Annotated in this window: 18 protein-coding genes; all 18 read right to left on the bottom strand. The window is 43.8% G+C overall.

The features are described 5' to 3' along the window. Nucleotides 1–7: 7 nt before the first annotated feature. From ABIL39_05255 to hisG, 18 genes are read right to left on the bottom strand one after another with little or no spacing between them, the layout of a single operon-like run. Entirely contained in the window at nt 8–295 is a 288-nt protein-coding gene (locus ABIL39_05255) for a hypothetical protein (GenBank protein MEO0165527.1), read from the bottom strand. Between the two features lie 56 nt (nt 296–351). Further along, nucleotides 352–1,362 (bottom strand): 3-deoxy-7-phosphoheptulonate synthase, encoded by a 1,011-nt coding sequence (gene aroF, locus ABIL39_05250; GenBank protein MEO0165526.1) that lies wholly within the window; start codon nt 1,360–1,362, stop codon nt 352–354. 34 nt (nt 1,363–1,396) lie between these two features. Continuing rightward, nucleotides 1,397–2,167: a tryptophan synthase subunit alpha gene (gene trpA, locus ABIL39_05245; protein MEO0165525.1), complete on the bottom strand. Its 771-nt coding sequence runs from the start codon at nt 2,165–2,167 to the stop codon at nt 1,397–1,399. Beyond that, complete coding sequence (gene trpB / locus ABIL39_05240) at nt 2,164–3,342, bottom strand: tryptophan synthase subunit beta (protein ID MEO0165524.1); 1,179 nt, start codon at nt 3,340–3,342, stop codon at nt 2,164–2,166. The genes trpA and trpB overlap by 4 nt, the downstream gene beginning before the upstream one ends. Then, nucleotides 3,326–3,775, bottom strand: a complete 450-nt coding sequence (aroQ, locus tag ABIL39_05235; GenBank protein ID MEO0165523.1) for a type II 3-dehydroquinate dehydratase — start codon at nt 3,773–3,775, stop codon at nt 3,326–3,328. Before aroQ ends, trpB begins: the two co-directional genes overlap by 17 nt. Then, nucleotides 3,757–5,307, bottom strand: coding sequence for a 3-dehydroquinate synthase (gene aroB, locus ABIL39_05230; protein MEO0165522.1), 1,551 nt, complete (start codon nt 5,305–5,307; stop codon nt 3,757–3,759). Before aroB ends, aroQ begins: the two co-directional genes overlap by 19 nt. Beyond that, nucleotides 5,300–6,364: a chorismate synthase gene (locus ABIL39_05225; protein MEO0165521.1), complete on the bottom strand. Its 1,065-nt coding sequence runs from the start codon at nt 6,362–6,364 to the stop codon at nt 5,300–5,302. The genes aroB and ABIL39_05225 overlap by 8 nt, the downstream gene beginning before the upstream one ends. Further along, complete coding sequence (gene aroE / locus ABIL39_05220; GenBank protein ID MEO0165520.1) at nt 6,357–7,136, bottom strand: shikimate dehydrogenase; 780 nt, start codon at nt 7,134–7,136, stop codon at nt 6,357–6,359. The genes ABIL39_05225 and aroE overlap by 8 nt, the downstream gene beginning before the upstream one ends. Continuing rightward, a complete protein-coding gene (locus tag ABIL39_05215; protein ID MEO0165519.1) occupies nt 7,127–7,735 on the bottom strand; it encodes a phosphoribosylanthranilate isomerase in 609 nt (202 codons plus the stop codon). The genes aroE and ABIL39_05215 overlap by 10 nt, the downstream gene beginning before the upstream one ends. Then, the gene (locus ABIL39_05210) at nt 7,725–8,813 is read right to left on the bottom strand and encodes a chorismate mutase (protein ID MEO0165518.1); all 1,089 of its coding nucleotides are present in this window, start codon (nt 8,811–8,813) and stop codon (nt 7,725–7,727) included. Before ABIL39_05210 ends, ABIL39_05215 begins: the two co-directional genes overlap by 11 nt. Continuing rightward, the gene (gene trpC / locus ABIL39_05205) at nt 8,801–9,568 is read right to left on the bottom strand and encodes an indole-3-glycerol phosphate synthase TrpC (GenBank protein MEO0165517.1); all 768 of its coding nucleotides are present in this window, start codon (nt 9,566–9,568) and stop codon (nt 8,801–8,803) included. The genes ABIL39_05210 and trpC overlap by 13 nt, the downstream gene beginning before the upstream one ends. Further along, nucleotides 9,549–10,598 carry an anthranilate phosphoribosyltransferase gene (gene trpD, locus ABIL39_05200; protein ID MEO0165516.1) on the bottom strand — a complete coding sequence of 350 codons (1,050 nt, stop codon included), beginning with the start codon at nt 10,596–10,598 and terminating at the stop codon, nt 9,549–9,551. Before trpD ends, trpC begins: the two co-directional genes overlap by 20 nt. Next, nucleotides 10,588–11,586 carry a phosphoribosyl-AMP cyclohydrolase gene (hisI, locus tag ABIL39_05195; protein ID MEO0165515.1) on the bottom strand — a complete coding sequence of 333 codons (999 nt, stop codon included), beginning with the start codon at nt 11,584–11,586 and terminating at the stop codon, nt 10,588–10,590. The genes trpD and hisI overlap by 11 nt, the downstream gene beginning before the upstream one ends. Further along, entirely contained in the window at nt 11,580–12,335 is a 756-nt protein-coding gene (hisF, locus tag ABIL39_05190) for an imidazole glycerol phosphate synthase subunit HisF (GenBank protein MEO0165514.1), read from the bottom strand. The genes hisI and hisF overlap by 7 nt, the downstream gene beginning before the upstream one ends. Continuing rightward, nucleotides 12,329–12,928, bottom strand: coding sequence for an imidazole glycerol phosphate synthase subunit HisH (hisH, locus tag ABIL39_05185; GenBank protein MEO0165513.1), 600 nt, complete (start codon nt 12,926–12,928; stop codon nt 12,329–12,331). Before hisH ends, hisF begins: the two co-directional genes overlap by 7 nt. Beyond that, nucleotides 12,925–13,506: an imidazoleglycerol-phosphate dehydratase HisB gene (hisB, locus tag ABIL39_05180; protein MEO0165512.1), complete on the bottom strand. Its 582-nt coding sequence runs from the start codon at nt 13,504–13,506 to the stop codon at nt 12,925–12,927. The genes hisH and hisB overlap by 4 nt, the downstream gene beginning before the upstream one ends. Then, nucleotides 13,499–14,557, bottom strand: coding sequence for a histidinol-phosphate transaminase (gene hisC, locus ABIL39_05175; protein MEO0165511.1), 1,059 nt, complete (start codon nt 14,555–14,557; stop codon nt 13,499–13,501). The genes hisB and hisC overlap by 8 nt, the downstream gene beginning before the upstream one ends. Beyond that, nucleotides 14,554–15,408 (bottom strand): ATP phosphoribosyltransferase, encoded by an 855-nt coding sequence (hisG, locus tag ABIL39_05170; GenBank protein MEO0165510.1) that lies wholly within the window; start codon nt 15,406–15,408, stop codon nt 14,554–14,556. The genes hisC and hisG overlap by 4 nt, the downstream gene beginning before the upstream one ends. Between the last annotated feature and the right edge of the window lie 652 nt (nt 15,409–16,060).

Below are 16,060 nucleotides of genomic sequence, written 5' to 3'. Positions count from 1 at the left end.
GAAAATATTATTCGGCAACCGACTTCTGCTTGAGGAATTTTTCAATCTTTTTATTCAATTCAGCGAGCTCCCGCCGGGTGGCGAGATTTAATCTTTCCCGGAGATTGGTTCCCATTTCGTCAATTTTTTGGGAAAGTGATTCTATCTTTGACCAGCGCCGTTTAAGGTAAGGGATCTCCTCTTTGAGTGTTTCACCTTCACTCTTTAAGGTATTATAGAACCTCAGCAGACGCTTCCGACCCAATCCTACGACCCCCAAACCCACTAAGAGTGAATTCTTAAAAATTTCGCGCATGGTTGCTCCTTTGCTAAAATTATACGGAAAAGGTTATTAATGTCAAGACTCAGATTTTACAATCTCTTAAGAATTTTTGCCATTGCTTGTAGTTCACTCATGAATGTAGCAAAATCTTCAAGGGTGAGAGATTGCGGTCCATCGGAAAGCGCCTTTTCCGGATTGTTATGCACTTCAACCATTATCCCGTCCGCACCGGCTGCGACTGCTGCCCGCGCCAGCGGCAATACCATATCCCTTTTTCCCGAGGCATGACTCGGGTCGGCAATGACCGGAAGGTGGGATATCCTTTTTAGTTCAGGAATGCTGCTTATATCAAGGGTGAACCTTGTAAAATCGCTGAAGGTCCTTATACCCCGTTCGCAGAGGATGACTTGATAATTTCCTTCTGCCATGATATATTCAGCCGCTAAGAGAAACTCCTGAATTGTGGAAGCCATGCCGCGCTTTAAGAGTATCGGCTTTTTGCTCTTGCCTGCTCGTTTTAATAATGCATAGTTCTGCATGTTGCGGGCGCCAATCTGGATGACATCAACATATTCTTCCAGAAGGGAGAATACTTCGGTATCAATCGCCTCCGATACCACCGGCAGGTTGACCTTATTTGCTACCTGGCGTAAGATTTTCAAACCTGCTTCACCCAGCCCCTGGAAGGAATAAGGAGAGGTTCGCGGTTTGAAGGCACCACCGCGTAACATATCTGCACCAAGTTTCTTTACTGTCCGGGCGATTTCAAACATCTGTTCTTCTGATTCTACTGCACAAGGTCCGGCGATTATCACCGGCTTCTTGTCCCCGATTAAAACATCGTTAATTTTTATCTTTGTATCGTCGGGTTTCATCTCCCGGCTTGTCAATTTATAGGGTTGGGTGACATGGATGATATTTATAACTCCCTCAAGATTTTCAATCCTGCGGGTGTCGACCATCTCCTTATTCCCGGTAATACCAATCGCCACCCGCTGGGCACCTTTTATCGGATGAGGGGTTAGCCCCATCTCTCTTACTATTGCGCAAACTTTTTTTATTTGCTCTTCAGTAGCATCTTTATGCATCACGACCAGCATAAAACCTCCTTTTGTTGATAAAAACAATCTTTGCTCATCCACGCATGGTTGCCTGCTTAAATCTTTTAAGATGAAAATTTAAATCTTCGCGATTTCTTATGATTTCAATAATCCGGCTGCCGATTATTATCCCATCGGCGACTTTACTCAATTTTTTTATCTGACCAGGATGCGAGATGCCAAAACCAACTGCCACAGGTTTTTGAACAATTGATTTTACCAAACTTATAAATGAAAGTAATTTATAGGGTAGCTTTTTTCTTACCCCAGTTGTGCCTGTAACCGAAACGCAATAGATAAACCCCTTCGTGGCCTCGCCGATCAATTTTATCCTTTTTTTATCCGAGGTAGGGGCGACCAAGTGGATTAGATCGATTGAATATTTTAAAGCCAACTCCTTCAGCAATTCTGACTCTTCAATGACCAGGTCAGGAACGATCAACCCTGCAATTCTTGCCTTTTGCATCTTACGAAAAGATTCTTCAATCCCCAGGGCGATTAAGGGATTGAGATAAGATAAAAGGATGATGGGTTTTTTGATATCAAGTCCTGCAACCCGTTTGAGTATTTCAACAAGGTTGACACCACTTTTGAGGGCAATCTGCGAGGAGAATTGGATGGTTTTACCATCGGCGATCGGATCCGAGAAGGGAACGCCGATTTCTATCATATCAGAGTATTGGGCAAGGGTTTTGATATAGTTGAGTGAAGCATCGAGTGTTGGATAACCAGCGGTGAGGTAGGTGATCAGTGCTGCTTCATTCTTTTTTGAAAGACTTTCAAAAACTTCGGAAATTTTACTCATAATCTTGTCTCCACCAATTCTAAGTCTTTATCACCCCGTCCGGAGAGATTGATGATAACAATTTTGTCTTTCCCCATCTTTTTTGCCTCCTTCATACCGATGGCTAATGCATGGGCACTTTCGAGGGCGGGAATGATGCCTTCGCTTTCAGCAAGTATTTTGAATGCCCGGACAGCGTCCTGATCTTTACAATATGTATACTGCACCCGACCGCATGTCTTAAGATAAGCATGCTCTGGTCCAACACCGGGGTAGTCAAGACCCGGAGCGATTGAATGGGTAGGCATTATCTGTCCATCATTGGTTTGAAGGACGAGACTCATCGCACCGTGAAGAACTCCAATGCGTCCCCGGGAGAGCGTGGAGGAATGTTTTTGGGTATGAAGTCCTAAACCGCCTGCTTCTACTCCGAGCATTTTTACCTTGGTATCGAGAAAAGGATAAAAAAAACCAATGGCATTGCTCCCCCCACCCACACATGCCACGAGCAATTGAGGCAATCTTCCGGTTATTTCCAGGATTTGTTTTTTTGTTTCCCTGCCGATTACCGATTGAAAATCTCGGATCATCATCGGATAGGGATGGGGACCTACGACAGAGCCGAGACAATAATATGTCGTGTTCACATTCGTGACCCAATCCCTCAATGCCTCATTAATCGCATCTTTTAGGGTCTGGGTTCCCGAATCAACCATCCGCACCTCAGCACCGAGCAGTTTCATCTTTTTCACATTGGTCTGCTGTCTATTCATGTCCTTTTTGCCCATATAAATGACACATTCAAGCCCCAAGGCCGCGCATGCGGTGGCGGTAGCCACGCCATGTTGCCCGGCACCAGTCTCGGCAATGATTCTCTTTTTGCCTATCTTTTTGGCGAGGAGCACCTGTGCCAGAGTATTGTTAATCTTATGGGCACCGGTATGGAGCAAATCCTCACGCTTAAGGAAAATCTTTGCTCCGTTTAGGCGTTCGGAAAGATTGTGCGCAAAGTATAGCGGCGTGGGTCTGCCTGCATAATTGCGTAGATAAGAATTAAGTTCATCTTGAAATTTTTTTTCTTCTTTTAACTGCCGATAGGCATCTTCGATTTCCAATAATGCGGGCATCAATGTTTCAGGGATGAAGCGCCCTCCAAATTTTCCAAAATAACCATTTTTATCAGGTAGACGATACATATTCACCCCCAGATTGTATAAAATATTCCAATGCCAGGATATATCCATACCAGGAGAGTCCGGTAATCTGACCGGAACAAACCGGTGCCACCAGACTTTTATGCCGGAAAGGTTCCCGCGCATAGATATTGCTGATATGAACTTCCACAGTCGGAATGTTTATTGCCTCAATCGCGTCCCTTATTGCCACTGAGGTATGGGTATAAGCACCAGGATTTATCACCAACCCCGCGTAATCTTTTGCCCGATGAATCAACTCTACTATTTCTCCTTCACAATTGGATTGGTAGATATCAACCTGCACATTTCTTTTCTTGGCATATTCAATAATGCGCTGATTGATAGCCTCAAGAGTAAGATTGCCATATATTTTTTGTTCCCTCCTCCCCAAAAGATTTAAATTTGGACCATGGATCAACAAAATCTTTTGCATGATACCTCCTTCACCATTACCTGCCCAATCCGTATCAGCACGGGTATTTTTATACATCCTCCGATAACCTTTTTATCTTGAAGGATAAAATCTTTTATATTATTTTTCAGCCCCTCAGGAAGACTGCTGGGCAGATTATAAGCTTTTAAGAGATTTACGACCCGTGCCTGGTCTTTTCTATTTCTACTCAGCATTCGCATCTCCTCCACCATTCCCATCGCCACCGCTGCACCGTGTGAATATCTTTTATAATTGGTTAACACTTCGACTATATGCCCGATCGTATGACCAAAGTTTAAAATCAACCTCAGGTCTTTCTCCTCAGTCTCGTCTTTTTTGACGATTGCGGCTTTAATCTCCACACATCTTTTAACAATCTCAAAAAGTACTTGGGGATCACGTTTTTTGATTGATGCTATTTCATTTTGTAGTATCTGAAAAAGGTCAAATGAACACACTACTCCGTATTTGATCGCCTCGGCAATGCCATTGAGAAATTCCTGCTGGGGCAGGGTCAATAGTTTCTTGATGTCGCATAGCACGAGATCAGGCTGGTAGAATGTACCCAACATATTCTTACCGTAGCTGGAATTAATTCCGGTCTTCCCACCGATTGCTGCATCAATTTGGGCGAGAAGGGTGGTAGGGATGTGGATGAGATGGCATCCCCGCTTGAAGGTGGAGGCGACAAAACCAGCGAGATCATTGATCACTCCCCCACCAAGACTGATTATAAAGTCCTGACGGGTGAAATTCAGGGCGAAAAGACGATTGTAAATAAATCGGACAGTTTGGAGATTTTTATATCTTTCTCCATCCGGAATGATGAGATACTCAACCTGATTTCCTTTTGCGATCAGGTGCGAGAGCAATTCATTCAGATAAAGGGTACCTACGAGCGGATTGGTGATTATTAAGGCTCGACGTCCGGAGAGAGCTACATGATTTAGAAGATCAAAGCCGATCAAAACCGGATAATTTCTGCTCCGGGCCTCCACATATATTCTTTTTGCCTTGAAAGGGAGCAACAATTTCTTCAGGTTTAACTTATCAATGATTTCTTGAACCACCACTTCGGGTTCTTTATCAGTAGTTTCAATTCTGATGTCCGCAAAATCATACATCCCCTGACGCTCCTGGTATAATTTTTTTATATCGGAGACTTTTTTGATCAATGGGCGGTTGCCACTTGAAGCAATTCTTTTTTTTAAGACATCGAGATTCGTGCTGAGGTGGACTACAATCCCCATCTTTTTTAAGCGCCGCCGATTTTCAGGATCGAGCACTACGCCGCCGCCGGTTGCAATGATACAATTTTTCAGCGCGGCAATCTGGTTGATAACTCTTTTCTCAATTTTTCGAAAATGGGTTTCCCCCTTATGCGCAAAGATTTCTTTTATGGAGCGCTGTTCGGAGAATTCAATCATCTGGTCGGTTGAGAGAAATCCCATATTCAACTTCTCGGCAAGGACCCGTCCGATTGTATCCTTACCGGTGCCCATGAATCCAATGAGGACGATATTTTCAACCATTTTTTACCCGCTTCAGATATTCCTGATAACCTCTTTTTATATCCGCAAGTGCATCGCTTCCGAATTTCTCTAGCAGAACAGTGGTGAGAACATAAGCGAGCATTGCCTCGCCGATGACACCGATAGCCTCTACCACACAGACATCAGCCCGCGGGGTAGGGGCAGGAGTTGGATATTTGGTCTGGAGATGAACCGAATTTAGTGGTTTTTGGAGAGTTGGTATCGGTTTTGCATAGAGCCTAACCACGATTCGTTCACCATTACTCATTCCTCCTTCAATCCCACCGGCGTGATTTGTTTTCCGGTAAAATCCTTTTTGGCGGCTGTAGAAGATGGTATCATGGATCGCGGAACCAAAGGATTGAGTGCTTTTTATCGCTTCGCCGATCTCTATCCCTTTTACCGAAGGGATGGAGAGCATTGCCATCCCAATGAGGCCATCAAGTCTTTTATCAAAATGGGTATAACTTCCCAATCCTGGACATACATTATCCGCATAAATTTCAATTACCCCGCCGAGCGTATCACCTAATTCCCGGGCATACTTTATCAATCCTGTTATTTCTCTTTTATCTTTTGCTGGACCTATGGATAAGACATGGGAACCGATTTTAATCCTGAATTCCTTCAGGAACAATTTGCATGCCGCGCCCGCCGCGACCCTTGCTACAGTCTCCCGGGCTGAAGCCCGTTCGCTAACATCTTGGATATCTTCAAAACCAAACTTTAAAAGACCCGGGAGGTCAGCATGACCGGGTCGGGGTATGAGCGTCTTTGTTATTCTGGAACCCCCAGAAAATTCCTCCTTTCGATAGTCCACATTCTTTATAAAAAACGCAATCGGTGCCCCGATCGTCCTGCCTCTACGGACTCCTGCCAGGAGCACTACCTTGTCCTTTTCCTGTTTCATCCGTTTGCTCCGACCCGTGCCAGATCGGCGCCGCTTCAGTTCATGATTTATAAAATTGAGATCCATTTTTATTCCAGCGGGTAACCCATCGATTATTACCAAGATCCCTGGGCCATGGGATTCACCCGCGGTGAGAATTCTAATCATTTAGTCCTCCCTTTATTGCCTCTTTCATCACCTTTAAAGGAGGCCTTTTTCCCGTCCAAATGCTGAAGGAGTGTGCAGCTTGATAGATCAGCATCTCCAACCCATTAATGGTTTTGACCTGCTTTGTTGGGATACTTGGAAAGCAGTAATTTGTATCATAAAATATGCTTCCTTTTTTCAAATGAGAGATGAGCCAAGATTGGATATCCACGGATGTAGCATTTATCACCAAATCTATCTCCTTTATTATCTCTGAAACCGCTTCAAATGGTATCGTTTTCCCACCATAACGCTGGGCAAGGGCGTATGCCTTTTCTTCTGTCCGGTTTGCGATAAATAAAGCCGCGGGTCTTGCATGGGCTACAGCATACCCGACAGCCCGAGCAACACCCCCGGCACCGATGATGAGAATTTTTTTTCTGGTGAGGTTGAGTCTATGTGCTTTGATGGATTGGATAAAACCCAAAACATCCGTATTAAATCCATACATCTGATGATTCCTGATCTTAACCACATTTACTGCGCCGATATCCTGTGCGAGGGGGCTGATCCCTTCAAGATATTTAAGAATTTCAATTTTATAGGGATTGGTAAGATTAAATCCGCAAAAGCGTAGTTTTTTCAGTATGTGGATAATCAGCCCGAAGTCATCCTCGGGAACAACCAATGGGTAATAACTACCTTCTAAGCCCAGGGCCTTAAATGCCTGATTATGGATAAGGGGCGAGAGCGTATTTTTGAGGGGATAGCCGATCACACCTGTTAAATACATCTCCGCACCTCCCTTATGAATGCCTTTAATTTTTCTGGATCCTTTTTACCGATGGAATTCTCAACCCCGGAACAGACATCCACACCGTAAGGTTTGAGCAATGCTATCGCCTCACAGACATTATCAGGGGTTAAACCTCCGGCGATGATTATCCTTCCTGGTAAGCCTTTGATCATTTGCCAATCAAAAATTTTGCCGCTCCCGGCGCCGGGATCAAAGAGGTAAGCAGATACCCGGTACCTTGCCATTTCTTTGATTAACTCTTTTATCTGGGAATCCGGATTGATCATTATGCGCTTGATTATCCTTAGTTTTTTAATCTGGGAACAATATTCTGGTGGTTCATGACCGTGGAGTTGAATGGTATCGATGCCGCTGATCTCAATGATCTGACGGAGGACCGGAAGAGGGGTATCCATAAAAACTCCTACCGCACTGATGAAGGGGGGCAAGTGTTTAATAATGTGGCGTGCCTGTCTCGGTGTAATTCTGCGCGGCGAGGGAGCGAAGATGAAACCAAGTGCATCAGCTCCAGATTCTACCGCAAGGAGTGCATCTTTGAGATTAGTAATGCCACAGATTTTGACCTTAGTATTCATCAAGATAGCCTCTCCCTTGGACAAAGAGTTTGATAAAATCGTCTTTTTTGTTCTGTTCGATGAGTGTGATCAAAAATTGGAGACTTCTCTGTAAAAGGTTGTATAATTCCTCACGGTAAGGATTGAGAAATTGGATTTCGAAATAGAGTTCGGGATTTTCATTGATGACACTTTTGCTCGTTGTCATCTGGGCATTAAAAGTGGTGCTTGCGACCCGCATCAATTCTTTAAAACTGTAACCACTATCCAGGAGATTTTTGACGAAAAAGATGTTCACAAAATGGGAGAGTCCCAAGACATAAGCGATCAAGCGGTCGTGGTCTTCAAAGGAAAGACTGATAAGCTGGACCGCGGTGTCACGGAAGAATTCCACAATCTTTTTGTTCGCCTCAGGGCAGCCACAATCACAGAGACAGATCACTTTATCGTTAAGGGTATGACAGGAAGGACCAAACATCGGGTGGATACTGGTGATTTTCAACCCATTTTCTTTTGCCTCTTTTACTACCGGAAGGATATGACTTTTCACACTCGCAATATCCACGATGATCCCCGTGTAGTTCAAATCCATGAGTTCCCGGATGATGGTGGGGATGATACTTAGGGGTGTGGCGATGAGGGCGATTGATTTTTTATTCAGGGCAGACTTTATATCCTGGTGATATTTAAAATCCTTTAGCCCGGATGGTTTTATATCCTGGATTTCAACATGATGTCCTTGATTCTGAAAGAAATAGGCAAACCAACGGCCCATAGCACCGAGGCCGCCGATGATCAGAATGTTTTCTTTCTTTCCACGGTAGCCAGAATAATGGAGACATTCCTGCTGGAATCTGGAATGTTCAATTATCTTGGTGATGAGACTTTTGATGAAAGAGGTATCCAATCTCTGCTTTTGGGCGTAGTTTATTGCATGCGCAATCACATCTTTCTCCACACTCCAATCACGCAAAGGAATGCCAGCCTGTTTTTTCAAACGACCCACTTCCTTACTGATTTCCATCCTTTTTTTGATTAAATCCAGTAATTGGCAATCAATATTTTTGATGCTTCTGCGCAGTTTTTTCAATCTCTCCATTTTAACTCCGCAATTTTTTTCTTGATATCGTTAGCCATCAAAATTGCTGTGCCCACAAGGATACCATCAAAACCTGCCTCCTGTAATTTCTTTACCTCTTCTTTATTTTTTATCCCGCTCTCACTTAAAATGTAATATCCAGATGGGATGTAGGGTTTCAAGAAGAGCGATATAGCAATATCGACTTGAAAATTATCCAGATTCCGATTATTGATGCCGATTATCTCCGTCTCGGTGGCTAATGCCTTATGAATGTCTTCCCGACTATGGACTTCTACAATGGGGGTCATGCCCAATTTTTTGACAAGTTTTACCATTCTTTTTAGTTCTTGCTCATCGAGGATGCGGGCGATAAGTAGCACTCCATCCGCACCTGCAGCACGGCTTTCATAAATTTGATACTCATCCAGAATAAAGTCCTTGCGCAGCAAGGGTAGTTTTGACACCTTTTTCAATTCGGTGATGTATTCACACTTTCCCCCAAAGAATGCTTCATTGGTTACCACTGATATCGCCTCGGCTCCTGACGTTTCGTATATCAATCCGAGTTGCACCGGGTCTAAATCTCTTTTGATGATTCCGTGTGAAGGCGATGCCTTTTTAATCTCGGCAATCAGGGCAATGGTATCTTCTTTAAAGATAATTTTGAAGTCCTGCGGATGTTCAGAATTGGTGATCGTCAATTCTGTTATGGGTTTAACCCGCTTCCGCAGGGCTATTGTCTCTTTAGTATGATCAACTATCTTTCTTAACATATCCATCGATAAACGTCCTTAATTCATTGAATTTATCCCATGCAGCCCCGGAATATACAACTTCCCGGGCTATGGCCACACCTTCTTTTAATGTTTTTGACTTTCCAGCAACATAGATTGCAGCAGCGGCATTCAGTATTGCAATATCGGTCTTGGGTCCAGAGGCACCATTTAAAACTTCTAAGAAGGCATCCCGATTATCCTGAAGATTTTTTACCTGCAGCTCATCCAGCGAGCATTTTTTGAGGCCAAAGTCTTCAGGGTTGACTTCATAGGTCACAATCTGCTGGTCCACTACTTCCCATACATAACTGCCGGTGGTGAGTGTTAATTCATCCATTCCGTCTTGTCCATGAACCACAAGGGCATGTTTGGTCCCGAGATTTACCAGGACCTTGGCAATCTTATCAAGCAATTCTTTTTTACAAACGCCGATCACCTGGTATTTGACTTGGGCGGGATTGCAGAGTGGACCGAGAATGTTGAATATCGTTCGGATACCGATTTCGCGTCTCGTTTGAGCGACATTCTTCATCGCCGGATGGAATTTCGGGGCGTAAAGAAAACCAATCCCAATTTTTTCAATGCATCTCTTGATAAGATGGTATTCCATCTCTGGGTCCAATGCTAAAGATGTAAACAAATCCGCACTCCCACAAAGGCTGGAGACCGAACGGTTACCATGTTTTGCCACAAAACAGCCTGCACCAGCCGCGATAAATGCTGCAGTCGTGGAGATGTTGAATGTCCGGGTGGCGTCGCCACCCGTTCCACAGGTATCAATCAGTCTTTCAATTGGACATTCTAATACCACCATCCTGGCGCGAAGTGCCTGGCAGAAACCCGTGATTTCTTCTACGGTTTCGCCTTTCATCCTCAAGGCAGTGATGAGGGCGCCAAGTTGAGCCGGTGTAGCATCTCCATCCATGATTTCAAGAGCGACCGCATAAGCCTCATCACTGCTTAGTGATACATTCTCAACCACCTTTTTCAGCGCCTCAGATATTTTTGTGTCTCCTTTATTGTTCATGATACCTCCAGGTTTTAAAACAAGAAAAATCACCGTTATGACAGGCAGAACCTCGTTGCCGGACCACAGCAAGCAGCGCATCCCGGTCGCAGTCCATCCTCAGTTTAATCAATTCTTGGATATTCCCTGAGGTTTCGCCCTTAAACCACAATTTCTGCCGGCTTCTTGAAAAATACCACATTCGATTCGTCTCCAATGTCTTTTTTAAGGAATCCCGATTGGAATAAGCGAGCATCAGAACAGCCCCTGATGTATCCTGAGTAATGGTGGGTATGAGTTCTTCTTTCCAATTCAATGATTCAATAAAGGCATCGGTCAGGGAGATTTTACCGGTATAGAGTGCCATGCCCAATTGCACATCAATCTCCAGGCGGGCAAGGATCTTTATCTCCTCAAGCGTCGCCACACCACCCGCGACCACAATCTTTTTATCCGTTCTTTTTCGCAGCTCTTTTATCGAGTTCAGGTCAATACCTTCCATTGTTCCTTCCCGTTCTACAAAAGTACAGAGGAATTCGTTTGTGTATGCCTCCAATTCTTTTAAGACATCAAACAGCTGAATACCTGTTTTCTTTTGCCACCCATTGATCACAATTTCATTTTTAAAGGTATCAAGGGCAATGACTATTCGTTCCGGTCCAATTTCTTTTTTCAGTTCATTAAGAAATTCATGATTTATTTCTCTATTTTTGAATACCTGAGACCCGATGATGATTTTGTGGGCACCCTGCGCAATAAGTTTTTTTGCTTTCATTATCGTCCGGATACCACCGCCCACGCGGCAATCCGCAATCTTAAGCAAATCTTCAATGAGTTCCATGTTCTCTCCCCTTCCCAGGGCAGCATCCAGATCAATAATTGCAATCTCATTATAGCGGTGGAAATTACGCGCAAGGGAGAAAGGGTCATCATACTCAAGGATCTTTTTCTTCCCCTGTCTTAACTGAACTACTCTTTTACCCATCAGATCAATCGAAGGAATCACCATCTTACACTTACCCCCTTTCTTTTTAAATAACTTTTTATCCTCTGGATAGTGAGTTTTTTGTAATGGAGTGCCGAGGCGAGAAGCACGGCATCAGCCTTGCCATATTTTATAACCTGATAGATCTGGGTCAAATTACCCGCACCTCCGGAGGCGATCACCGGGATTTTTATCTGAGAACTTATCGACCTTGTTAATTCAATATCATAGCCCAATTGGGTACCATCCCGATCTATAGAGTTTAATAGAATTTCACCGGCACCAAGATGTGCGCATAACCTTGCCCATTTTATGGCGTCCCAACCGGAATCGATCCGGCCGCCATGGGTAAAGCAATGCCAGGTTTTTTTGGCCCTCTTGGCATCGATGGAAACGACGATACACTGGGAACCGAATAATTCTGCGCCCATTTTTATCAAATCAGGGTTTCTTAGTGCGGCGGTGCATATCGCAATCTTATCTGCTCCGGCATGGAGTAGATTTCGCATATCCTCCACAGTTCTTATCCCACCACCGACGCAGAATGGTATGAATACATTCTTTGCCACCTTTTCTACAACCCTGAGCATCGTTTTTCTCTTTTCAACCGAGGCGGTCACATCAAGAAAGATTAACTCATCGGCACCAAGATCATTGTAATACTTAGCAAGGTCTACAGGATCTCCGGCGTATTTTAAATCCATAAATTGTCTTCCTTTCACAACTTTTCCTTTATCCACATCGAGACAGGGAATGATTCTTATGGTCAGCATCTTATCACCCAGTTTTTTAATAGCCTTAAACCTTCTTCACCGCTCTTTTCGGGATGAAACTGGACTCCATAAATATTCCCGCTGGCGATGATTGAAGGATACGCTATTCCGTATTCAGTAATGCCCACAATCGATTCATTTCGGTGAGTTGTAACATAATAGCTATGGAGAAAGTAGAAGAAAGGCTCTTCTCTGGCAGCATCGATGATATTTGATTTTCTTATCACTTTAACCCGGTTCCAACCGATCTGGGGGATTTTATAGTTTTGAAATCTTTTGATGCGACCCGGCAGGATACCAAAGCCTTTTACTCCCGGCGACTCTTCGCTCGACTCAAACAACAATTGCATTCCCAGACAGATCCCCAGAAATGGTCGGTTGGCAAGGAGATAATCATTGAGGGCATCAAAGAGTCCTGAAGTTTTTAATCGTTCAACCGCGAAGCCGAAAGCACCCACCCCTGGGAGGATGATTCTATCAGCGGATTTGATAGCACCAGGCTTTTTGATAAAACGAGTTGGGAATCCGAGATACTCAAGGGCATTTTTAACCGAGTGCAGATTTCCCGCACCATAATCAATGATTCCGATCATAAAATCCCCTTTGTGCTGGGCACTGCCCGGATGTTTCCTTTTGTACATGCACCCTTTAGTGCCCGGGCGAATGCCTTAAAGATGGCTTCAATCTTATGGTGGTCAGACCTTCCCGAGAGCAATTCAATATGGAGAGAACAGGGACAACCGGTTACAAAGCCTGCAAAGAAGTCTTCGGTGGTATCCACTTCAAAATCGCCAAGCTTTTTATTACGGAAATTTGCCGCAAACCTTAAAAAACTCCTGCCCGAAAGATCCAATGCCACTAATGCCAAGGCTTCATCCATCGGATGGATAAAGAAGCCTGCACGCCTGATCCCCTTTTTATTCCCCAGTGCTTCGCTCAAGGCAAGCCCCAGACACAAGCCGGTATCTTCTACAATATGGTGTTGGTCCACATGTGAATTACCATTTATCTGGGCTATGATGTCAAATCCACTGTGCTGACTTATCGTTTCCAGCATGTGCGTCAAAAAGCCAATCGGAGAAGTGATATCATACCGACCTTTGCCCTCGATCGTTAACTTCAGAACGATTTGGGTTTCGCGAGTCTTTCTTTTTATTTGGGATTTACGCATTCAACCCTCCAATGATTTTGCCTAATTCGGCTAAAAAAGTGCTATTTTCATCATGCCTGCCCACGGTAACCCGGAGCATATTTTTTAACTCAGGATGACTGAATTTGCGGACCAATATTCCTTTTTCATACAATCTTCGGAAGACCATATCTGCAGAAAGTCCCTGGAGTACGAACAAGATAAAATTGGCACGAGAGGGAATCGGTTTGATCCCCGGGATATTTTTTAACCCTTCAAAGAGGAATGTACGTTCTGATATTATCATTCTTACCGTTTCATCAATCAAATTTTTCCGGTGTAATAAGCAACTCGCGACCAGAATCGGAAATGTGCCAACCGAAAAAGGTAGTTTTGCCTTAACGATCTGTTTTGCCACATCTGGGTGGGCAAGGAGATAGCCCAGCCGAATGCCAGCGAGGCCAAAGGCTTTGGAAAAAGTTCGTAGAATCAAAAGATTAGGGTATTTAAGAGTTAAACGCTGAGCGGTTTGTCCATGGAATTCATAATAGGCTTCATCTACTACAATCATACACTGTCTAACACTGGCAAGGTTTGCTATTTGTTCAAGCTCAAGCGTCGTTCCTGTAGGATTGTTGGGAGTTGCAAGATATAAGACCTTGGACTGGTGTGCATTTCGCAACAGCCGACCAATATTGAATGAAAAATCCTTTCTTAGTCGCACTTCACGCAATTTCAACTGCAAAATTTTTGCAAGATACGGATAGAGGGCAAAACCTGGTCGCACCACAGTGACACTGTCACCCTTATTGCAGGTTGCCAGCATACTGGCAAGGATCAATTCATTAGACCCGTTACCAATGACAATCCCTTCTGGAGGATGCTGTGTATAATCAGCCAGTGCCTTTATTAAATCCGTGGGATCTTCAGGCGGATAACGGTTCCATGAGACTCTTTCCATTTGCTCGAGTATTTCTTTTTTGCATTCCTCGGGTATATCATAAGGCGATTCGTTCTGATTTAGTTTTATCAACGCCTCCTGCGGAACTTCGTAAGGGGGGAGCTTAATTATAACTTTTTTGAGATTGATCATACTACCACCTTTCGGAATTCGTATTCCAATATGTCAGTTGCCCCGAGTCTCTTTAATTGGGGAATGAGTTTTATTACCTCATTCTTCCGCACTGCCACTTTCACTGCGAATCCTTTTTCACCATATAACGGCGCCACAGTGGGAGCGCGCATACAAGGCAGAATTTTTACAATCCGGTCAAACTTCTCCTTGGGCACATTCATCTCCAACATCACCCGTTCCCGCGCATCAAGGACAGCCTGAAAGAGCATCTTCAATTCTTCAATTTTATTTTTCTTCCAGGGATCATTAAGGGCATTTCGGGATGCAATAAACCGGGTGGTGGAATCCATGAGTATTTTATAGATCTTTAAATTATGCTCCTTTAACGTCGTGCCGGTGGCGGTATTATCAATGATCATATCAGCATCTTCGGGCGGGAAGACTTCAGTTGCCCCATAGGTGCGGAGGAATTTATATTCAAATCCCTCTTTTCTCAGGAATTCTTTTGTCAATCTTTCATACTCGGAGGCGACGATAATTTTTCTTCGGCGTAACACCTTCACATCCATTTCCTCGGGGATTGCTGCAACAATCCGGACCGGGTCTAATTTTAAGTCAAGCACCTCAATAACCTCTGCTGCCGATTCTACCACCCAATCTTTGCCGGTGAAGCCAGCATCGTGGGCTCCGATTTCAATCAGGTCCGGAATATTTTGGGGTCTTAATATTTTTATCTGGATTTCCGGGTCATTCACAAATGGTCGATATATCCGTTCATCGGTTTTTATCTGAATGCCGGCATCAGAGAAGAGCCTCACCACATTCTCAAAGATGCTGCCCTTAGGGATGACCAATTTCAATCTTTTCAATCGTACCTCCTTTTTCTGTCATAAAGCTTAAATTCTATTTTTTTTGCTTTTTTAGAATTTAGGGTTGTCTATGAGGGAAAAAGATGTGGCACTTCCGGGACCAAAAAGGATTATGACCCTTATTGGGCCCGGAAGTGCCAATACCAGTAGTGGTTAAAGGAGAATGTGGGGTGGTTGTGGTTAAGATTTAAAGAAGTGACCTTTGCCCGAGTTGGGCAATCGTTATCTATTCCGATGTGCTGCAAAATCTTAACCACGGAAGAATTATATCTAAAAATTCTTTTTCGTCAAGAGGTAAAATGTCTGAGTCCTCTCCATTATCTTGTGAAAGAACAATAAACTCATGGGCAAGATTTGTAAGGGTAATCAATGATTTAGCGTTGGAATTTTTGTAAGGCAAGACTCTAGCCTTGCATAAATAAAAAATGCCAACCTGAAATTCTTGGGTGGTAACCGATAAAATGGTAGGCGCAGGCTTTAGCCTGCGGATAAATTTTTTTAAATCCCAAAGTACTTCGCACCCTGAAGGGTGCGGCTACTCTAATAATCCAGTGCACATAAAAAATAATTTGACAAAAAATGGAGAGAACTCAAATAGAATGTGGTGATAGCGAAATCAGATTTTCGATATTTGTTAGATCGATCCGCCCGA

Source organism: candidate division WOR-3 bacterium, from assembly GCA_039802205.1.
Lineage (GTDB): Bacteria > Hydrothermota > Tepidihabitantia > SM23-42 > JAOAFX01 > JAOAFX01.
Note: the sequence above shows the minus strand (reverse complement) of the source record. Positions and strands in the feature narration are given on the sequence as shown.